The sequence below is a fragment of the Halomonas sp. NO4 genome, assembly GCF_010994375.1.
GTDB lineage: Bacteria > Pseudomonadota > Gammaproteobacteria > Pseudomonadales > Halomonadaceae > Halomonas.
The window spans coordinates 71,447-91,299 of record NZ_WHMA01000014.1 but is presented as its reverse complement, the minus strand read 5'-3'; the positions used below and the strand labels follow the sequence as shown (position 1 = coordinate 91,299).

The 19,853-nt window shown below is 69.9% G+C and carries 19 protein-coding genes and 1 riboswitch; of the genes, 8 read left to right on the top strand and 11 right to left on the bottom strand.

Annotated elements, in window-relative coordinates; all coding sequences use genetic code 11:
• From FEF15_RS11710 to FEF15_RS11690, 5 genes are all read right to left on the bottom strand, one after another.
• Positions 1 to 575: lysylphosphatidylglycerol synthase domain-containing protein (locus tag FEF15_RS11710; protein ID WP_205598521.1), on the bottom strand; the 575-nt coding region annotated here is incomplete at its 3' end.
• Positions 572 to 1,447 (bottom strand): hypothetical protein, encoded by an 876-nt coding sequence (locus FEF15_RS19425; RefSeq protein ID WP_240454148.1) that lies wholly within the window; start codon positions 1,445 to 1,447, stop codon positions 572 to 574. The genes FEF15_RS11710 and FEF15_RS19425, both read right to left, overlap by 4 nt.
• Complete coding sequence (locus FEF15_RS19420; protein WP_163559345.1) at positions 1,444 to 2,538, bottom strand: glycosyltransferase family 4 protein; 1,095 nt, start codon at positions 2,536 to 2,538, stop codon at positions 1,444 to 1,446. Before FEF15_RS19420 ends, FEF15_RS19425 begins: the two co-directional genes overlap by 4 nt.
• A complete protein-coding gene (locus FEF15_RS11695; protein WP_163559344.1) occupies positions 2,535 to 2,933 on the bottom strand; it encodes a 6-carboxytetrahydropterin synthase in 399 nt (132 codons plus the stop codon). The genes FEF15_RS19420 and FEF15_RS11695 overlap by 4 nt, the downstream gene beginning before the upstream one ends.
• A gap of 23 nt (positions 2,934 to 2,956) precedes the next feature.
• Positions 2,957 to 3,928, bottom strand: a complete 972-nt coding sequence (locus FEF15_RS11690; RefSeq protein ID WP_163559343.1) for a zinc-binding alcohol dehydrogenase — start codon at positions 3,926 to 3,928, stop codon at positions 2,957 to 2,959.
• Between the two features lie 86 nt (positions 3,929 to 4,014).
• Here FEF15_RS11690 and FEF15_RS11685 point away from each other — a divergent pair, with 86 nt between their 5' ends.
• From FEF15_RS11685 to FEF15_RS11670, 4 genes are all read left to right on the top strand, one after another.
• Positions 4,015 to 4,755, top strand: a complete 741-nt coding sequence (locus tag FEF15_RS11685; protein WP_163559342.1) for a CDP-alcohol phosphatidyltransferase family protein — start codon at positions 4,015 to 4,017, stop codon at positions 4,753 to 4,755.
• A 63-nt stretch (positions 4,756 to 4,818) separates the two neighbouring features.
• Positions 4,819 to 4,940: riboswitch (TPP riboswitch) on the top strand.
• A 78-nt stretch (positions 4,941 to 5,018) separates the two neighbouring features.
• The gene (gene tenA / locus FEF15_RS11680; protein ID WP_163559341.1) at positions 5,019 to 5,687 is read left to right on the top strand and encodes a thiaminase II; all 669 of its coding nucleotides are present in this window, start codon (positions 5,019 to 5,021) and stop codon (positions 5,685 to 5,687) included.
• A 39-nt stretch (positions 5,688 to 5,726) separates the two neighbouring features.
• Positions 5,727 to 7,628 carry a phosphomethylpyrimidine synthase ThiC gene (gene thiC, locus FEF15_RS11675; protein ID WP_163559340.1) on the top strand — a complete coding sequence of 634 codons (1,902 nt, stop codon included), beginning with the start codon at positions 5,727 to 5,729 and terminating at the stop codon, positions 7,626 to 7,628.
• 155 nt (positions 7,629 to 7,783) lie between these two features.
• Complete coding sequence (locus tag FEF15_RS11670) at positions 7,784 to 9,013, top strand: DUF1887 family CARF protein (RefSeq protein ID WP_163559339.1); 1,230 nt, start codon at positions 7,784 to 7,786, stop codon at positions 9,011 to 9,013.
• Positions 9,014 to 9,036: 23 nt separating this feature from the next.
• On the opposite strand, the gene FEF15_RS11665 is transcribed toward FEF15_RS11670, so the two are convergent.
• Positions 9,037 to 10,020: an HAD-IIB family hydrolase gene (locus FEF15_RS11665; RefSeq protein WP_163559338.1), complete on the bottom strand. Its 984-nt coding sequence runs from the start codon at positions 10,018 to 10,020 to the stop codon at positions 9,037 to 9,039.
• Positions 10,021 to 10,272: 252 nt separating this feature from the next.
• Between FEF15_RS11665 and FEF15_RS11660 the strand changes: the two genes are divergently transcribed.
• A complete protein-coding gene (locus FEF15_RS11660) occupies positions 10,273 to 11,136 on the top strand; it encodes a diacylglycerol kinase family protein (protein ID WP_163559337.1) in 864 nt (287 codons plus the stop codon).
• Positions 11,137 to 11,199: 63 nt separating this feature from the next.
• Here the strand turns inward: FEF15_RS11660 and FEF15_RS11655 are convergent, their stop codons facing one another.
• Positions 11,200 to 11,706: an outer membrane beta-barrel protein gene (locus FEF15_RS11655; protein WP_163559336.1), complete on the bottom strand. Its 507-nt coding sequence runs from the start codon at positions 11,704 to 11,706 to the stop codon at positions 11,200 to 11,202.
• A gap of 32 nt (positions 11,707 to 11,738) precedes the next feature.
• Between FEF15_RS11655 and FEF15_RS11650 the strand changes: the two genes are divergently transcribed.
• The 3 genes from FEF15_RS11650 to pta are packed head-to-tail and all read left to right on the top strand — an operon-like array spanning position 11,739 to position 15,267.
• Positions 11,739 to 11,876: a hypothetical protein gene (locus FEF15_RS11650; RefSeq protein WP_163559335.1), complete on the top strand. Its 138-nt coding sequence runs from the start codon at positions 11,739 to 11,741 to the stop codon at positions 11,874 to 11,876.
• A 35-nt stretch (positions 11,877 to 11,911) separates the two neighbouring features.
• A complete protein-coding gene (locus FEF15_RS11645; protein ID WP_163559334.1) occupies positions 11,912 to 13,087 on the top strand; it encodes an acetate kinase in 1,176 nt (391 codons plus the stop codon).
• Positions 13,084 to 15,267 (top strand): phosphate acetyltransferase, encoded by a 2,184-nt coding sequence (gene pta / locus FEF15_RS11640; RefSeq protein WP_163559333.1) that lies wholly within the window; start codon positions 13,084 to 13,086, stop codon positions 15,265 to 15,267. Before FEF15_RS11645 ends, pta begins: the two co-directional genes overlap by 4 nt.
• A 1-nt stretch (position 15,268) precedes the next feature.
• Here pta and FEF15_RS11635 read toward each other — a convergent pair whose 3' ends face one another.
• The 4 genes from FEF15_RS11635 to FEF15_RS11620 form a co-directional block, all read right to left on the bottom strand.
• Positions 15,269 to 16,093 carry an ABC transporter permease gene (locus FEF15_RS11635; protein WP_163559332.1) on the bottom strand — a complete coding sequence of 275 codons (825 nt, stop codon included), beginning with the start codon at positions 16,091 to 16,093 and terminating at the stop codon, positions 15,269 to 15,271.
• A gap of 3 nt (positions 16,094 to 16,096) precedes the next feature.
• Entirely contained in the window at positions 16,097 to 17,347 is a 1,251-nt protein-coding gene (locus tag FEF15_RS11630) for an ABC transporter permease (protein ID WP_163559331.1), read from the bottom strand.
• Positions 17,348 to 17,425: 78 nt separating this feature from the next.
• Positions 17,426 to 18,496: an ABC transporter substrate-binding protein gene (locus FEF15_RS11625; protein WP_240454147.1), complete on the bottom strand. Its 1,071-nt coding sequence runs from the start codon at positions 18,494 to 18,496 to the stop codon at positions 17,426 to 17,428.
• Between the two features lie 123 nt (positions 18,497 to 18,619).
• Positions 18,620 to 19,738 carry an ABC transporter ATP-binding protein gene (locus FEF15_RS11620; RefSeq protein ID WP_163559330.1) on the bottom strand — a complete coding sequence of 373 codons (1,119 nt, stop codon included), beginning with the start codon at positions 19,736 to 19,738 and terminating at the stop codon, positions 18,620 to 18,622.
• Between the last annotated feature and the right edge of the window lie 115 nt (positions 19,739 to 19,853).

Below are 19,853 nucleotides of genomic sequence, written 5' to 3'. Positions count from 1 at the left end.
GGCCGGGGCGGCCGCCGATGGAGCCGCCGCGCGCCCGCCACCGCGAGACCGCCGCCGAGGACGAATGCCAGGGCGCCGAGCCCCAGCGCCCCCGGCGAGGCTGTCACCACGGGCCGCGCCACGGCCTGGAGGACGCGCCACAGCACGTCGTGCCACAGCGATGAGGCGAGCAACACGGCGAGCGTGAGCAGCAGCATGGCCAGCTGCCCCGAGGCGCGCTCGATGACCACCGCCCGCCAGGCGCCGCCGCGCCGCCCGCTGGCGCCGGCATGGCGCCAGGCGCGGGCGGCATCGCCCATCACCCCGCCGGGCAGCACCTGATTGAGGAACAGCGCCAGATAGTAGTCGTGCAGCGCCCGCCGCCAGCCCAGCGGCAGGTCCAGCAAGCGCGCGGTCAATCGCCAGCGCCAGGCGCACAGCGCCACCTGCGGCAGGGTCAGGGCCAGCCCCAGCAGTACCCAGCCGGGCGCGACGCCTTCCACGGCGGCGACCACCGTGCGGGGGTCGAGCCACAGCGCCAACGCCGCCAGCAGCCCCAGACTGCCCAGCGGGCGGACGAGAAGCGCGCTCCTCACGCCGTCGCCTCCCCCGGCGGCGCCGCGAAGAGATCGCGGTGCCCCACCGTCACGCCAACCTCGCCCGCGGCCAGCTGAGCCTGGCGGTGGGCATGCCACTGCATCAGGCGCTCGGCCTGCTCGGGGGCCTGCTCCCGCGCCGCGGCGTACCAGCCCGCGACCAACGCCTCGGCCACGGGCTGCGTGGCCGGCTCGCCGCTGGGCAGACACCAGGGGGTATCGGCGCTCGCCACCCGGTAGCCTGCGGCCTCGAGCAGCGCGGCGAGCAACCCCGGCGCCTCGCCGCCCAGAGCGGCGCCCAGCCCCTTGTCGCGGCGCTGATGGGCCTGGACCAGACCACGTACCACCGCATCGTCGACCGTGTCGGCACGCGCGCCGGCGGTGTCGAGAAAACCCCAGTCACCGTCCACGCTGAGCGTGATGAGCAGGGCCTGGCCGCGCGCCGCGCAGCGGTCGACCAGCGCCACCGCCCAGTCTCGGGAGACCAGATCGCACAGCGCCGAGGCCACCACCAGGTCGGCCTCCCCCAGCAGGGCTCCGCCCACCGGCGCCAGATGGCGGCGGTCGAGACTTACTGCCACGCGCTCGCCTCCGGCATCCTGCACGCGGGTCCGGCGAGCGTGCGCCAGCAGCTCGCCATCCTGATCTACCAGCCGCCAGCGCTGCGGCCCGGGCAGGCGCGGGGCAAGAAAGCGCAGGTTGCTGCCGCTGCCGGCGCCCAGGTCGACCAGCCGATGCACGCCGGGGCGCGCGGCCAGCCAGTCGGCGGCGAAGCGGGTGAGCGTTCGGCTACGCGAGCGGGCATCGAGGGCCTCGCGGCTCGCCAGCCAGTCGGCCGAGAAGTGGGCGGCATCGACGGGAGCAGCCATCACGTCCTCTCCCCACAGCTGGGCATCACGGGCTTCTCGTCGAGCGCGGCGGCAAAGCGCACCCCGGCCGTTGGCCAGTCGGCCAGCCGTTCACGCGCCGCCCGGGCGCCTTGGCGAAGGCAGCGGCGCAGGGCCGGCTCGTCGAGCCAGCGCGTGAGAGCCGCGCGCAGCGCCGCGGCGTCGTTCGGCGCCACGGCAAGCCCCGCCTCGGGCGGCAGGGTATCGACGAGCGCCCCGCCGGTGGTGGCAACCACCGGCAGACCACGCGCCAGCGCTTCGCTGACCACCATGCCGTAACCCTCGTAGCGCGACGCCAGCACGCTGAGGTCGGCCGCCTGCCAGAGTGCGGCCAGCCGTTCGCCGTCGAGCTCGCCATGCCAGGTGACCCGCTCGGCGAGCCGGTACTCGCGGGTGGCCGCGAAGAGTCGCTCCGCCCAGGCCGGGTCGCGCGCAGGGCTGCCCACCAGATCGAGGTGCCAGGCGCGGTCGGTAATACCGGCCAGCGCCTCGAGGAGCCGGTCGTGGCCCTTGCGCGGCGTCAGGGTGGCCACGCACAGCAGCCGATTGCCGCCCGTGTCGGGGCCCTCGGCCCGGGCCGAGGCGGCCAGCGGTGCCGGCTCGACCCCAGGCTCGACCACTCGTATCCGCTCGGCGCTCACCCCGTAGCGCGCAAGGCCCCGCGCGGTGTAGGCGCTGGTGGCAATCACCCGGCGCACCTGCGCCAGGGCGCGCCGTTCGCAGGCGAAGAGGCGTTCGCGGGTATCGGCGTCCAGGCCGCTCTCCTCGGCCAGGGGATGGTGCACCAGGCCGGTGAGGTCGAGGCGGACGGCGTGGGGTGCCACGGCGTCGGGCAGCCCGCCCAGGGCCAGGCCGTCGATCACCACCCGGGCGCCATCGGGCAGGCCGGCCAGGGTCTCGGCCAGGCTCCGGCGGGCACGTGCATCGGGATCGGGGAAGCGCCCCGCGAGCCCGGTCACCGTCACCACCCAGCCGCGCGCGCGCAGCGCCTCGGCGATGTGCGCATCGTAGAGATAGCCGCCGGTGAGCTGGTCGGGGTCGCCGGCAACGATCAGCTGCAGGTCAGGGCGGCTCACAGCGCCCCCTCGTAGCTGGCCCAGGCGATGTGCGACTCGTGGAGGGTGATACGCAGCGCCTCGAGCCCCGCGGCCCCGGGACCCAGTTCGCCGGCGGCGATGGCCGCCGCCAGGCCGTCGAAGACCCGGCGCGCCAGGAACTCGGTGGTGGTGTTGCGCCCCTGGAAGGCGTCGAGTTCATCGAGGTTACGCAGGTCATAGGCGCCCAGCACGCCCTTGAGGGCGGCGGCGGCCAGACCGATGTCGACCACCAGGTCGTCGGCGTCGAGTTCGGGACGCTGGAAGGTGGCATCCACCACGTAGGTGGCGCCATGGGTTCGCTGGGCGGGGCCGAAGACCTTGCCGGCAAAGCTGTGGGCGATCATGAAGTGGTCGCGAACGGTAAGGCTGTACATGGGCTCTCCTGTCCGGGTCGGGCTCAGGGGTAGCGCAGGCGGTGACAGAGCACCTCGCCGCCGCCGGCGGCAAGCTCGGGCATCAGCTCCGGCAGGTCGCGGAAGTCGCTCTCGCCGCTGATCAGGGCGTCAAGGCGCGCATCGGCCAGCAGCGCCAGCGCCAGCGCCAGGCGGCGGCGGTGATCCCAGCGCACCGCACGCTCGGCGGGCAGCCGGCCCACCTGGCTGGAAACCAGTTGCAGGCGTCGGGCGTGAAACGCCTGGCCCAGCGGCAGACTCGCCTCGCGCTCGCCGTACCAGCTCAGCTCCACGATTCGCGCCTCGAGGCCGGCGAGGTCCAGCGCCAGGCGCAGCCCCTGGGGATTGCCGCTGGCATGGAAGACGCGATCGCAGCCCGGCGTGGCCCGCTCGGGGGTGGCGAAGCCGGCGCCCAGCCGCCGCGCCAGGTCGGCGCGCCGGGTTGCCACGTCGATCAGCTCCACCCGGGTGCCGGGGATGGCCGCGCACAGCCAGGCCACCAGCGCTCCCACCACTCCGGCACCGATCACCGCGATGCGATCCCCCGGCCCCGGGGCGCCATCCCAGACGGCGTTGAGGGCGGTTTCCAGGTTGGCGGCAAGCACGGCCCGCGCCGCCGGCACGCCCTCGGGCAGCGGCACCACGGCCTCGGCGGGCACCACATAGCGATCCTGGTGGGGATACAGGCAGAACACCTCGAGGCCGCGCAGCTCGGCCTCGCCCGCCTCCACCACACCCACGCTCACGTAGCCGTACTTGACCGGGCCGGGAAAGTCGCCAGCCTGAAAGGGGGCGCGCATGCGCTGGTACTCGCTTTCCGGCACCTCGCCGCGGAACACCAGGGCTTCCGTTCCCCGACTGACGGCGCTGAAGCGCGTGCGCACGCGCACTTCGCCCGCCCCCGGTTCGGGCAGCCGCTCCTCGCGAAGGGCACCGTGGCCCGGCGAGAGGATCCAGAAGGCGGTCGTCTTGGTCATGGCGGCATCCTGACGGGCCATTTATCTTCTACAATAATGGTACAAATATTGAGTTTTGCATAATATAGACTCGCACGGAGCCTGGCATGTTCCTCCCGTCTCGTCAGCATAGCGGCAAAGCCCCGCCGGCCCAGCGCCGGCCCTCCACGTTTGCGGAGCTGCTGCTGGGGCTGGCGGTCGTGCTGGCCCTGGGGGGCGCCCTGGGCCTCGGGCTCGGCGCGCCCCCCGCCACCCTCGCGCTGGCCGCGGCGTGCTATGCCCTGCTGGCCACCCTGGTGGCCCGGTTCCACCGCCAGCCGACGGGACTGGGCTGGGCCAACCGCGTCACCTTGGCGCGCGGCGTGCTGGTGGCCCTGCTCGCGGGTAGCCTGGCCGAGCCAAGCCTGATCGCCCGTCATGCATGGTTTTTTGCCGCCATGAGCGGCACCGCCCTGCTCCTCGACGGCCTCGACGGCTGGGTGGCGCGCCGCACCGGCACGGCCAGCGCCTTCGGCGCCCGCTTCGACATGGAGCTCGACGCTGCCTTCATCCTGGTGCTGTGCCTGGCCCTGGTGGCGATCGACAAGCTGGGCCCCTGGGTGCTGGCCATCGGCGCCATGCGCTACGCCTTCGTGCTGGCCGGCTGGCGCTGGCCCTGGCTCGCCGCCGAGCTGCCGGCGAGCCGCCGGCGCCAGGCAGTCTGCGTGTGGCAGGTGGCGACGCTGCTGCTCGCCCTGCTACCACCGGTCTCGCCCGTGCCGGCCGGCTACCTGGCGGCCACCGCGCTACTTGGGCTGACGGTTTCCTTCGCGGTGGACATCGCCTGGCTGCGCCGCAACGCCAGGTGAACGCCCATTCCCACCCGGCGATGTCCGGGCTGGCATTGCCTCCACGTCTTGCTACACTGCCAGCGACGCTTGACGGGGTGCCGGTGAATCCGGCTGAGATGGCGCAGGTTCGAGAGAACGCAGCGCTGGTCCCGTAGAACCTGATCCGGTTGGCACCGGCGTAGGGAATCAGGCGATGGGCCACGCAGGCTTCTTCCCGGTGCAGCCCCTCTCCGTTTTCCTCTGCCCGAACCTCCGGATCCCGACCCCTGACCGGAGGCAAGATGGGTTACCGCTTCAGCGATCTGACCGCCGCCTGCCAGAGCGACTGGCGTGCCTACCTCGAGCACGACTTCGTGCGTGCCCTGGGTACCGGCACCCTCGACGAAGGCGCCTTTCGCCACTACCTGCAGCAGGACTACCTCTTCCTGATCCACTTCGCCCGTGCCTATGCGCTGGCCGCCTACAAGAGCCGCACGCTCGCCGACCTTCGCCAGGCTCATGAGGGCCTCAAGGCGATCCTCGACGTAGAGCTCGACCTGCACGTGAGCTACTGCCGCGACTGGGGCATCGCCGAGGAGGAGCTCGCCGCCTTGCCCGAGGCCCGCGCCACGCTCGCCTATACCCGCTACGTGCTGGATGCCGGTAACCGCGGCGACCTGCTCGACCTGCACGTGGCACTCGCGCCCTGCGTGGTGGGTTACGGCGAGATCGCCAATTGGCTGAATGGACAGAGCTTCACGCTGCGCGGCGCAGACAACCCCTATGACGCCTGGATCGCCATGTACGAGGGCGAGGAATTCCAGGCCGCCATGCGCGCCGAACTGGAATGGCTCGACGCTCGCCTGGCCGAGGTGAGCCCGGCACGCTTCGAGGAGCTGTGCACGGTATTCCGCGACGCCACGCGCCTCGAGATCGACTTCTGGCAGATGGGGCTGGATCGCAGCCTCTGACGCCTCCCTGACAACGCCACCGAACCACGAGAGCACACCATGAGCAAGACCGCCCACTTCCTCGCCGAAACCGCCCAGGTCGACGAGGCCGCCATCCAGGCCCTGCCCGGCTCGCGCAAGGTCTACGTCGAAGGCTCGCGCCCCGACATCCGCGTCCCCTTCCGCGAGATATCGCTGTCGCCGACCAAGACCTCGGGAGCCGATGAAGAGAACCCGCCGCTGCTGGTCTACGACACCTCCGGCCCCTATACCGACCCCGAGGCCGAGAACGACCTGCGCCGCGGCCTTCCCGAGCTGCGCCGCGCCTGGATCGAGGCGCGCGGCGACACCGAGTTCCTCGACGGGCCGACCAGCGAGTATGGCCAGCGTCGCGCCAATGACCCGCTGCTCGCTCCGCTGCGCTTCGACCTGACCCGCACGCCCAGGCGTGCCAAGGCGGGAAAGAACGTCACCCAGTTGCACTATGCCCGCCAGGGCATCATCACCCCGGAGATGGAGTTCATCGCCATCCGGGAAAATCAACGTAGGCAAGCCCTCGGATCCGAGGAAGTCGAGCGCATCCTCGGCCACCAGCACCCCGGCCAGGGCTTCGGCGCCCGCCTGCCGGAGGAGATCACGCCCGAGTTCGTGCGCGCCGAAGTCGCCGCCGGCCGCGCGATCATTCCCTGCAACATCAACCACCCGGAATCCGAGCCGATGATCATCGGCCGCAACTTCCTGGTGAAGATCAACGGCAACCTGGGCAACTCGGCGGTGACTTCCTCCATCGAGGAAGAGGTGGACAAGATGACCTGGGGCATCCGCTGGGGCGCCGACACCATCATGGACCTCTCCACCGGGCAGAACATCCACGAGACCCGCGAGTGGATCATCCGCAACGCCCCGGTGCCGATCGGTACCGTGCCGATCTACCAGGCGCTGGAAAAAGTGAACGGCGTCGCCGAGAACCTTACCTGGGAAATCTTCCGCGACACCCTGATCGAGCAGGCCGAACAGGGCGTGGACTACTTCACCATTCACGCCGGCGTGCTGCTGCGCTACGTGCCGCTCACCGCCCAGCGGGTCACCGGGATCGTCTCCCGGGGCGGCTCGATCATGGCCAAGTGGTGCCTCTACCACCACCAGGAGAGCTTCCTCTATACGCACTTCGAGGAGATCTGCGAGATCTGCAAGCAGTACGACGTGGCCTTCTCGCTGGGCGACGGCCTGCGCCCCGGCTCGGTGGCCGACGCCAACGACGCGGCGCAGTTCGCCGAACTCGAGACGCTGGGCGAGCTGACCCGCATCGCCTGGCAGCACGACGTCCAGGTAATGATCGAGGGGCCGGGCCACGTGCCCATGCACCTGATCAAGGAGAACATGGAGAAGCAGCTCGCCGAGTGCGACGAGGCGCCCTTCTACACCCTGGGGCCGCTGACTACCGACATCGCCCCCGGCTACGACCACATCACCTCCGGCATCGGTGCGGCGATGATCGGCTGGTACGGCTGCGCCATGCTCTGCTACGTCACGCCCAAGGAGCACCTGGGCCTGCCCAACAAGGACGACGTCAAGACCGGCATCATTACCTACAAGATCGCCGCCCACGCCGCCGATCTCGCCAAGGGCCACCCGGCCGCCCAGCGCCGCGACAACGCGCTCTCCAAGGCGCGCTTCGAGTTCCGCTGGGAGGACCAGTTCAACCTCGGCCTCGACCCCGACACCGCCCGGGCGTACCACGACGAGACCCTGCCCAAGGACTCGGCCAAGGTGGCCCACTTCTGCTCCATGTGCGGGCCCAAGTTCTGCTCCATGAAGATCAGCCAGGAGGTGCGCGACGCTTACAAGGACGGTGCCACCGAACACGGCCTGGAAGGCGATGTCGAGGCGGTGAGGCGCGGGATGGAAGAGCAGGCGGCGAAGTTCCGCGACCAGGGCGCCGAGCTCTACAAGGAGGTGTGACGCCCGCCATTGCGCCCTCGCCGCGACTCACAACGCCGGTCATCCGACCGGCGTTTTGCGTCTCCGCTCGCCGAACGGGGCGACAAGGCCATGACGACGGTTGTAGCCTGAGGGCAACGGCGTGCGCACCCCGACCGGACGAGAGGAGCAAGGCCATGCCCCACCTGCATGTCGCCCTGGTGAGCGAGTGTCCCGAGATCACCCTGATCCCCCTGCTGCAGCTGCGCCCCGAGCACGTGATCCTGGTGGCCAGCCAACAGCGTCGCGCGGTGGCGGAACGTCTCCAGGTTTTGCTCGACCATGAGCTGCCCGCCGGTACCCAGCTACGCCTGACCGACGACTTGCCCACCCACGACCCCCAGGCCACCGGCGACTTCGCCGCCCGGCTCGCCGCCGACCTGGCGCGCCAGCAGGCCGACACCCCCGACCTGGCCATCAGCTACGACCTGGGCGACGCCTCGCGCCTGACGACCCTGCTCTTCCAGCACGCCCTGCAGCGCTGCCGGGCCGACGGCTACCACGTCGACCTGCCGGCGGGGGCCCTGTATCGCATCAATCCCGCCCTGGTCCCGGAAGGGCTGGAGACCCTGGCCATCGAGCCGGTGCTGGATGTCGACCTCTATCTGCTGGCCAACGGCTACAAGCGCATCAAGGCGTGTTCCGACCACGCCGCGTGGCGCAACGCCGCCGAGTCGCGGCGTCCCCTGACCCGCTACCTGGCCCACCACGCCGACCGCCTGGGGGAGCTGCTGGCCGAACTGGCGAGGATCGTGCGCGGCGATGCCGGCGAGCCGGTCATCACCGAGAGCGCCCGCGGGCGTGCCCTGCATCCCCAAGGGCAGCGCCAGCGGCTGAGCCTGGCCCCCGCCTTTCCCGAGACGGATGCCCTGAGCCGGCTGGCCGAGGCCGACCTGCTCGAGTGGTCGAACCGGGCGCCGCGGCACCTGAGCTTTCCCTCGCTGGACGGCGCCCGCTACCTGGGCGGCGAATGGCTCGCCGAATACGTCTGGCTGTGCGCCCGCGACGCCGGCCTGGAGGCACATAGCGGTGCCCACCTGCTCGACCTCAGCGGCCGTCACAACGAGACGCCCGCGGTGCTCGCCGGCCTGGCCCTGCACCACAACCAACTGCTGATGATCGCCTGCCCTCCCTTCCCCGCCCGTGCGACGGGCGCTGCGTGCAACGCCCTCCACGACCTCCATGACCTGGTCGACCACACCGCCGGCCTGGCGGGCACGCGGCTGCTGCTCGGCGCCGGCCCCCTGGAGGCCGCCCGGCCGCAAGCCTCCCACTTCGGCGTGGCCGTGCTGGAAGGGGGCGAACTCAAGCGGCTGCCGATCCGCCTGGTGCAGTGGCTGGAAACCGGCCGCTGGTCCGAGGGCTGATCGCTGCAACGCCACCGGCGTGATCAAGAACTCGCCGGAGCGCGGATAGCGGTAGCTGTCCAAGTACTCGAGGTAGGGCAGCGGGCTGTGCCTCCGCTCGAGGGGCCGATCACCACCTCGCCGCGTGCCGCCGGCCTCAGCCGGCGGTCAGCTCGCCCCCACCAGTGGGCCACCCCCTCGGCCCAGCCGGCGGGGCCGGTCGCCTCGCTGCGATACAGCGCCGGCTGCTGCGGCTCGACGGCAAGGCCATGACAGCCGCGAATCAGCACCGCCTGATCCACCGTCTCGAGCATCACTCGGTCATTGGGGCCGTCGCCCAGCGCCAAGGTCAGCGGCCGGCGGCCGCGCAACGCCGTGAATCGGCTGACCAGCCAGGCCACCGCCCCGCCCTTGTGCGACTCGCCGGTGACGTGCCAGAAGCGCCCGCCGCGCACCAGGCAGAGGCCATCGCCGGCCAGCCCTCGGCGCAGGGCGTCGAGTCGTGCCTCGTCGTCCTCCCAGATCAGCGGCTCGCTACCCTCGCGCATCCGCGCCTGGCGTACCTCGGCCTCCTCGAGGCCGGTAAAGGCGACCAACTCCGCCAGCGGCATCTCGCTCATGATGGTGAAGCGCACGCCCAAGCGCTGACGCCACACCGAAAGGCGCTGGCGAATGAGACCGATGTCGACACCCAGGGTCCTGATCGCCAGGCCGTCCGGTCCCGCGCCGCGGTCCAGGCGGGCGTGGCACCAGGCCGGGGGCAGGCCCACCACGGCGCCGTTCTCGGCGATGAAGGGGCTCTCGGTCAGCCCCAGTTCATGGCGCAGCGGCACGATCTCGCTGCACGTCTTGCAGGTCACCGGGATCACCGGCACGCCGAGCGCCTTGAGCCGGGCCAGCCAAGGGCGCGCCGGCTCCCAGCCATAGTGGTGGTGGTCGAGCAGCGAGCCATCGAGGTCGGTGAAGAGCAGCCGTGGCGTCGGGGCGGCTTCGCGGGGCGTTTCCGGGGTGGCACAGTCAGCAGTCATGGCAACACCTGCACAGAGAGTGGCACCGTTTCTCTTGCAGGGAACATGCCAGTTCTTCAGCGGGGAACCTGCCAGACCGGCTCGACGCCTCGCCCCGGCCGCAGGCGTCGGCGTAGCGGGCGTGGCCCGGCGAGCGATGCGTCATTCGAGTGCAAACCCGGGCCCCGCCGCCTGCCTCGCGATTTCGGCCACCCACGATATACTGCACCAGGCAAAAGCACTGCACCTGTCAGCGACAGCGACGAGGCACCCATGCGCTATTGGCTGATCGCCAACGCCAAGGCAGGCGATGGCTCCCGCGGCCAGTCGTTCTGGCTGCACCACCTCCGCCAGGCCGGGCTGGAAGACGTGACGGTCTGCGATCTGGGCGACAGCGCCTGGCAGGCGCAGGTCAGACCGGGAGACCGGGTGCTGGTCGCGGGGGGCGATGGCTCGGTCAGCCGCCTGGCCGACGTGTGCCTTGAGCGCGATGCCACCCTGGGCGTCCTGCCCTCGGGAACCGCCAACGACTTTTCCCGCAACCTCGCCCTGCCGGAAGACCCCGACGAGTTGTGCCGGCTGATGGTTTCTGGCTCGCCGCGCCGGGTCGATGTGGCCTGGCTAAACGAGCACCTCTTCCTCAACGTGGTGCACATCGGTCTGGGCACGCTGCCGACCACCCAGGCCTCGCCGCGCCTGAAGAAGTGGTTCGGGCGTTTCAGCTACCTGGCCGTGCTGCTGCGCAAGCTGGAAATGCAACGCGGCTTCCGGGCCACCATCGAGCACCCGGAGGGCCGCGTCGCGGATCGCTGGCTCTCTATCGCTATCGCTTCGGGCGCCTATTTCGGCGGCGGCCAGCGCGTTCCCCACGCCGACGTCACCGACGGCAGGCTGACCCTGGCCGCCATCCGCCACCGCTCCCTGACGAAGTTGCTCAGCGTCCTGTTGATCACCCGATTCACCGGCCGACCGCCGGAGAACGACGGCACCGTGATGCCCCTGGCGGTAACCGGCTGCCGCATCCGGCTCGCGCAGCACAAGCCGGTCACCGCCGATGGCGAACGGCTGGGCAAATTCAAGGATATCCACCTCACCACCACGCCCCAGGCGCTGAGCGTGATCGGCAAGCCGCATTGAGCAAGGCAGGAGAGTGCGTTGCAGGGCCGAGCATGGGAAGCCCTGCAACGCCAGGCGACGCGGCTAGAAGCGGTAGCGAATCCCCACGCTCGCCGCGTCGAAGGTGTAGTTCGAATTGTCGAGGTAGCGCATGTAGTCGGCACCGACTGCCAGGTTGGGTGCCACATCGAACTCCGCACCGGCACCGTAGGAGAAGTCGCTCTCCCGGTCGGCATTGAAGTCCACCTCGGTGACCCCGGCCAGGCCGTAGGCGCGGAACTCCTGTGAAATGGGCAGGATGCCCTTGGCGTAGGCACCGACGAGGTAGTCGAGCTCGACGTTGCCATCGGAGCCGCCGCTGCCGAGATGGCCTTCCACGGCGAAGTAGTCGTTGAACTGGGCACCGCCGTTGACGCGCAGGCCGATGTCGTCACGGGACGTGGCCGGTCCGTCCGGGTCGAGTTCCCAGAATATGGCGTCGCCGCCGATATAGGTCTGCGGGTAGAGGGCTTGCTGGGCCTGGGCCGCCCCGGCGAAGAGGCCGGTGGCCAGCAGGGTGGCTGAAGCGGCGGAAATCACGAGGGGTTTCATGATGTACCTCCAGTTAGGAAACAGCGTTTCCCATGCCCATCCTCATTGTGGAACAGCGCTTCGCGCTTGGCAAGACGGTGCGGCAACGCATTTGGACCGATGCCGCACAGCGTGCCAGGCTTGATCGAGCGCAATTTGCCAACGACGACCCGACCGCCCGACCATGGTAGACTAAGGTCTAATATCTCATTGTCAGGGAGTCTCGATGTACGCCCCCGTGCTGGTCATCAACTGCGGATCCTCTTCGATCAAGTACGCCCTCGTGCCCGCCTCTCCCGACGCGCCACGCCTGGCCGGCCTGGCCGAACGGCTGGGCAGCGACGACGCCCGGCTGAAGGGCACCGACAGCCGCGGCGAGCGCTTCACCCAGGCGCTGCCCGGGGCCGACCACGCCACCGCCCTGGCGGCGATCCTTGACTGCCTGGAGGGCCAGCGCCCCGCCGCCGTGGGCCACCGCATCGTCCACGGCGGCGAGCGCTTCACCCGTGCTGCCCTGATCGACGACGCCGTGGTGGCAGCCATCGAAGAGACCGCGGCCCTTGCCCCGCTGCACAACCCGGCCAACCTCGAAGGCGTCAAGGCCACCCGCCGGCTCTTTCCCGACCTGCTCCAGGTGGCCGTCTTCGACACCGCCTTCCACCAGAGCCTGCCGCCGCGCGCCTACCGCTACGCGCTGCCGGAGGCGCTCTACCGCGACCACAGCATTCGCCGCTACGGCTTCCACGGCACCAGCCACGCCCACGTCAGCGCCCGCGCCGATGCACTGGCCGGCATCCGGGGTGGCTGGCTGACGGCGCACCTGGGCAACGGCTGCTCCACCTGCGCGGTGTGGCAGGGCGCGAGCCAGGACACCAGCATGGGCCTCACCCCGCTGGAGGGGCTCGTCATGGGCACGCGCAGCGGCGACGTCGACCCGGGGCTGCACGCCCATCTGGCACGCCAGCTCGGCTGGTCGCTGGCCGAGATCGACCGTGTGCTCAACCGCGACAGCGGCCTGGCGGGACTCTCGGGGCTCTCCAATGACATGCGCGAGCTAGAGCAGGCCGCCGATAACGGTCATGCCGGGGCTCGACTTGCCATCGAGGTGTTCTGCTACCGGGTGGCCAAGTCGCTCGCCGCCCTCTCCTGCGCCCTGCCACGCTTCGACGGCATCGTCTTCACCGGCGGCATCGGCGAGAACTCGCCGTGGGTGCGCCAGCGCACCCTCGGCGCCCTGCCCCACTTCGGCATCGAGCTGGACGGGGCGGCCAACGCCGCGACGGTGGGCGGCCGCGAGGGACGCATCGACGCGGCCGGCCCGCAGCTGTGGGTGATCCCCACCGACGAGGAGGGCCGCATCGCCCAGGAAACCCGCCAACTGATCGAGGAAGCCTCCGCATGACACCGCGCCAAGCCTCGCCGCAACCCCAGGTCCTGCTGATGGTACCCACCAGCGTGGGCGTAGGCCTCACCTCGGCGAGTCTGGGGCTGATCCAGGCGCTCGACACCATCGGCCTCAAGGCGGGCTTTCTCAAGCCGTTCCGCCAGGACGAGCTCAACGGCCCCGGGGCGGACCGTTCCACCGCCCTGGTGACCAGCACCCTGGGACTGCGCCCCCCAGCGCCCATGGCCCAGGCCGACATAGAACGCCTGCTGCGCCACGACCGCCAGGACGTGCTGATGGAGCAGGTGATCGAGCTCTATGACCAGGCCATCGAGCGCCACACCGGCAGCGTGCCGGACGTGGTCGTGGTCGAGGGGCTGGTGACCACCGCCCACGGCACCTACGCCACGGCGCTCAACGCCCAGCTCGCCCACGCCCTCAACGCCCGGATCATCCTGGTGGGCAGCGGCGACACCCAGGACCCGCAGGCGCTGGCCGAGCAGCTCGACATGCACGCCCAGAGCTTCGGCGGGCTGGGGTCGACACGCACCCTGGGCTGCATTTTGATGCGCATGCACAACCTGCCCGGCGCCGAGACCTCGGCGGCGCTCGCCCCCGGCTCGCCCGGGCCGCTGCACGACGAGGCGCTGCTCGCCGCCCTGCGACGCTATTCGCCGACGCTGGCCACCGACCGCTTCCACCTGATCGGCGTGGTGCCTTACAACCCGACGCTCACCGCCCCGCGGGTGCTCGACGTGGCCCGGGCGCTGGACGCGCGCTTTCTCAGCGAGGGCGACGCCGCCAATCGACGCGTGCTGTCGACGAGCCTGTGCGCGCGCAGCGCCGCCAACGCCCTGCACGTCTTCCGCCCCGGCAGCCTGATCGTCGCTTCGGGCGACCGCGACGACATCGTGCTCGCCGCGGCGCTGGCCACCATGAACGGCGTGCCCATGGCCGGGGTGCTGCTCACCAACGGCTACATGCCCAATGACAACATGGTGGAGATGTGCCGCCCGGCACTGAAGACCGGCATGCCGGTGCTCGCCGTGGACACCGACAGCTTCACCACGGCCAAGAACCTCGGCGCCATGGGCAACGACATCCCCATGGACGACCTGGAGCGTGCCGAGCAGGTGACGCGCTTCGTGGCCGGCCACATCGACCTGGAGTGGCTCAAGGAGAACCTGAGCCGCGGCTACGCCGACCGCCTGTCGCCCTCAGCCTTCCGCCACCAGTTGGTCAAGCTGGCCCAGGCCGCCGACCGGCGCATCATCCTTCCCGAGGGCAGCGAGCCGCGCACCGTCGAGGCCGCCGCCATCTGCCAGCGTCGCGGCATCGCCCGCTGCGTGCTGCTCGGCAAGCCCGAGGAGATCGCCGAGGTGGCGCGCAACCGCGGCATCGACCTGCCCGAGGGGCTCGAGATCATCGATCCGGACGGCATCCGCGAGCGCTACATCGCGCCCATGGTGGAGCGCCGGCGCGGCAAGGTGAACGAACTCACCGCCGAGGCACAGCTGCAGGACACCGTGGTGCTCGGCACCATGATGCTGGCCCTGGACGAGGTCGACGGCCTGGTCTCGGGCGCAGTGCACACCACCGCCAACACCGTGCGCCCGGCCTTCCAGCTGATCAAGACCGCCCCCGGCTACCGCCAGGTGTCGTCGATCTTCTTCATGCTGCTGCCCGAGCAGGTGGTGGTCTACGGCGACTGCGCGGTAAACCCCGACCCGGACGCCGAGACGCTGGCCGAGATTGCCCTGCAGAGCGCGCGCTCCGCCCAGGCCTTCGGCATCGATCCGCGGGTGGCGATGATCAGCTACTCCACCGGGGAGTCGGGCAGCGGCGCCGAGGTGGAGAAGGTGCGCCAGGCCACGCGGCTGGCCCGCGAGCAGGCGCCGCACCTGCTCATCGACGGCCCGCTGCAGTACGACGCCGCGGCCATCGAGAGCGTGGGGCGCCAGAAGGCACCGGATTCGCCGGTGGCGGGGCGCGCCACGGTGTTCGTCTTCCCCGACCTCAACACCGGCAACACCACCTACAAGGCGGTGCAGCGCAGCGCGCGGGTGGTAAGCGTGGGGCCCATGCTGCAGGGCCTCAACAAGCCGGTGAACGACCTGTCGCGGGGGGCGCTGGTCGACGACATCGTCTATACGATCGCGCTGACCGCCATCCAGGCGGCGCAGGGGGACAGCGCCTGATTCAGGCCTCGCCCTTGAGCCGTTCGCTACGCCGGCGCAAGAGCTCCATGGTCACCAGCAGCAGCGTGGAAAGCACGATGAGCACGGTGGCCATGGCGGCGATGGCCGGGCTGATGTTCTCGCGGATGCCGGAGAACATCTGGATCGGCAGGGTGCGCTCGGTGGGGCTGGCGATGAACAGCGCCACCACCACCTCGTCGAAGGAGGTAGCGAAGGCAAAGAGTCCGCCGGAAACCACCCCGGGCACGATCTGGGGCAGCACCACGGTGAAGAAGACGCGCAGCGGGCTCGCCCCCAGGCTCGCCCCGGCGCGCATCTGGTTGAAGTCGAAGCCCTGCAGGGTGGCGTTGACGGTGATCACCACGAAGGGCACGCCGAGCACGGTGTGCGCCAGCACCAGCCCGGTGTAGGAGTTGAGCAGCCCCACCTGAGCAAAGAAGAAGTACATGCCCACGGCGACGATCACCAACGGCACCACCATGGGCGAGATGAGCAGCGCCAGGATCACCCCCTTGCCGGGGAAGTCGGCACGGTTGAGCCCCACCGCCGCCAGGGTGCCGAAGGCCATGGCCAAGAGCGTGGCGAGCGGCGCCACGATGAGGCTGTTCTTCAGCGAGTCGAGCCAGGGGCCGGCGCTGAAGATCTCCTGGTACCAGCGCAGCGAGAGCCCCGGCAGCGGATAGGTGAGAAAGGAGCCGCTGCTGAACGACAGCGGGATAATCACCAGTACCGGCGTGATCAGAAACAGCAGCACCAGGCCGCAGAAGGCGCGGAACGTCCAGAACCAGATCCGCTCGACCGGCGATGCATAGGGTGGCAAGGCCATGGCTCAGCTCCCGATCAGCTGCTTGCGGTTCACCAGACGGTGGTAAACCAGATAGAGCAGCAGCGTCACCGCCAGCAGGATGCTGCCCAGCGCCGCCGCCATGCCCCAGTTGTTGGTGGTGTTGGTGTAATAGGCCACGTAGTAGCTCACCATCTGGTCGGCCGGCCCGCCCACCAGCGCCGGCGTGATGTAGTAGCCCAGCGCCATGATGAACACCAGGATGGTGCCTGCCGCCACGCCGGAGAGCGTCTGCGGCGCATAGACCTGCCAGAAGGCGGCGAAGGGGTGGGCACCGAGCGACACCGCCGCCCGCTGGTAGCTCGGCGAGATGCCCTTCATCACGCTGTAGAGCGGCAGCACCATGAAGGGCAGCAGGATGTGCACCATAGCGAAGAACACCCCGGTGCGGTTGAACACCAGTTGCAGCGGCGACTCGATCAGCCCCAGGGTCTGCAGCGTCTGGTTGGCCAGACCGTTGGACTGCAGCAGGATGATCCAGGCCGCGGTACGCACGAGCAGCGAGGTCCAGAACGGTAGCAGCACCAGGATCATCAGCAGGTTGCTGGTCTTGGCCGGCAGGGTCGCCAGCAGGTAGGCGAGCGGAAAGCCCAGCGCCAGGCAGATCAGTGTCACGCCGCCGGCGATCACCAGGGTGCGCTGGAAGACGGCCTGGTAGAGGCGGTCCTGCTGGTCGACGCGCTGGATCTCGCCATCCGCGCCGCGCTCGAGGTCGAGGGAGGCGAGCAGGTAGCGGTCGGTGCGCGGCGGCGCCGCGGCCTGGATGCCGCGCCAGGTGGCCGTCTCGCCCCAGGCCGGGTCGATGTCGATGAGCGTGGCCCGCCAGTCGTCACTTTCCGCCGGCAACCCCATCAGGGTACGCATCAGCAGACCACGGTACTCCGGGTTCTCGTAGTTGAGGCGCCGCCCCACGCTGCCGAGCCCGCCGCCGCGACGTGAATCGCGCAGCTCCTCGGCAAAGGCGGCGAAGGTCGCCTCGCCGGGCAGACCCTCGCCGTCCCACTGCGCGAGCGCCGAGGCGGTCTGCGGCATGACCTGGCGCAGGCTGCCGTTGTCGACGCTGTTGAGCAGCATGCTGCCGATGGGCACCACGAAGACCACGACCAGAAATAGCGCCAGCGGCGCCACCAGGCCGATCGCCTTGAGCTTGCGCAGGCGCTCGGCGCGTCGCAGGCGGGACTTGAGATTCCCCTCGGCCGGCGCGGCAGCGCCGCCATCGAGAGTGGTGCTGGTCATGGATTCCCCCAAGGGTCGGGATCGGATCGGGCCGACAGGCAACGGGCGAGTGGCGGCCGGGGCCGCCACTCGCGGCGCTTACTGCGCCGCCCAGGCGTTGAAGCGCTGCTCCAGCTCCTCGCCATAGCTGACCCAGAAGGCCGTATCCATGGCCAGTGCCCCATCGAGGTTTTCCACGTGGGTGGGCATGCGTCGCGCCTGCTCGTCGTCGAGCTGATCGATGGCGTCGGGATGCACCGGACCGTAGGGAATCTCGCTGGAGTAGACCGCCTGGTTCTCGGGCTGGCTGGCGAACTCGATGAACCGGTAGGCCTCGTCGGTGTAGTCGCTGCCGCTGACGATGGCCCAGTAGTCGAGGTCGTAGACGCTGCCGTCCCAGACGATGTCCAGGGCGTTGCCCTCTTCCTGGGCGGCGGCGATACGGCCGTTGTAGGAGGAGGTCATCACCACGTCGCCGGCCACCAGCCACTGGGGCGGCTGGGCGCCGGCCTCCCACCACTGGATGTGCGCCTTGATCTCGTCGAGTTTGGCAAAGGCGCGATCGACGCCCTCGTCGGTGGCCAGGACGTCATAGACCTCGTTCACCGGCACGCCATCGGCGAGCAGAGCGAACTCCAGGGTGTACTTGGCGCCGCGGCGCAGGCCGCGCTTGCCGGGGAAGTCCTCGACGTTCCAGAAGTCCTCCCAGGAGCTCGGCGCGGACTCGAGTTCGTCGGCGTTGTAGGCCAGTACCGTGGACCACACGAAGGTGCCCACGCCGCACTCGTTGTAGGCGGAATCGATCAGCGCATCGCCCAGGCCCAGGCGCTCCCAGTCGATGGGCTCGAAGAGGCCCTCGAAGCAGCCGCGCACCAACTCCGGCGACTCCATCTCCACCAGATCCCAGCTGACGTTGCCGGTCTCGACCATGGCACGGATGCGCGACAGCTCGCCGTTGTAGTCGCCGGGGGTGAGGTCGATGCCGCTGCTCTCTTCGAAGGGCCCGTAGTACGCCTTCTGCATGGCCTCGCCGGAGGCGCCGCCGAAGGAGATCACAGTCAGCGCCTGGGCCCCGGCGGACAGGGCCAGGCCGGCGGTGAACAGGCTGCTCAGGGCCACGCCACGGGCCAGGCGCGTCAACGGCTGCGGGTGATTCATGTCACGCTTCATCTCACTCTCCCGGTCGCAAGCGACCTTTGCGTTGTTGTTGAAGAATGGGTATGGCGGGCTCGATGTCGAGAGTCCGCGTTACCCTGCCCCACAGGGCAAAATGGCCCGGGCCGGCGAACCGGCTCAGGGCGCATCCAGGGCGCGCACGTCCTCGTCGCGCCAGCCGAGCTCGATGGTATCGCCCGGCTTCATGTCGGCATCGAAGTCGTCCACCGGGACCCGCGCCACGAAGTCATCGTTGCCGGGTAGCGCGCAGCGCACGCGCAGGTGATCGCCCAAGTAGATGAACTCGTGCACCCGCGCCGGCAGGCGGTTGGGCAGCGCGCGCGCCGCGCCGTTGAGCTTGACCCGCTCGGGGCGGATCGACAGGTGCGTGGCGTCGCCCACGCCGAGCCCCGGTCCCAGCAAGGCCCCGGTGGCCAGCCCCTCGCCGAAGCGGGCGCGGCAGCGCTCACCCTCCACCGACTCGACGCGACCGGCCAGGGTGTTGTTCTCGCCGATGAACTGGGCGACGAAGGCGTTGGCGGGGTACTCGTAGAGGTTGCTGGGGGTGTCGATCTGCTGGATCACGCCGTCGTTGAAGACGGCCACGCGATCCGACATGGTCAGCGCCTCGCTCTGGTCGTGGGTGACGAAGACCACGGTCAGGCCCAGCTGCTCGTGAAGGTGCTTGATCTCCAGCTGCATCTGCTCGCGCAGCTGCTTGTCGAGTGCCCCCAGGGGTTCGTCCATCAGCACCAGCTGGGGCTCGAAGACCAGCGAGCGGGCCAGGGCCACGCGCTGCTGCTGGCCGCCGGAGAGCTGCGCCGGGCGCCGCTTGGCGAAATCGCGCAGCTGGATCATGTCCAGTATCTCCGACACCTTGCGGTCAGCCTCGGCGGCGGGCAGGCGGCGCGTCTTGAGCGGGTAGCGGATGTTCTCCTCCACCGTCATGTGGGGGAAGAGTGCGTAGTTCTGGAAGACCATGCCGAAGTTGCGCTTGTGGGGCGGCACGCTGTTGAGCCGCTGATCGCGCAGGAAGATGTCGCCGCTCGTCGGCACCTCGAAGCCGGCGAGCATCATCAGGCAGGTGGTCTTGCCGGAGCCGGAGGGACCGAGCAGAGTGACGAATTCGCCGGGCTCGATGGCAAGGTTGAGGTCCTTCACCACCAGCTGCTCGCCGTCATAGGTCTTCTGCACGGCGGCGAAACGGATCAGTGACGTCGAGGGGTCGGGACTGGGGTCATTGGACGGGTTCGGCATCGGTGCACCCCGGAGCGTGGAAGAAAACGCGGCGCCGGCAACAATTGCAGACGATCACGAAAAATGTCTACGTTCCACGCTAAGCAGCCACAGCGGCGTCGTCAAGTATATTTCA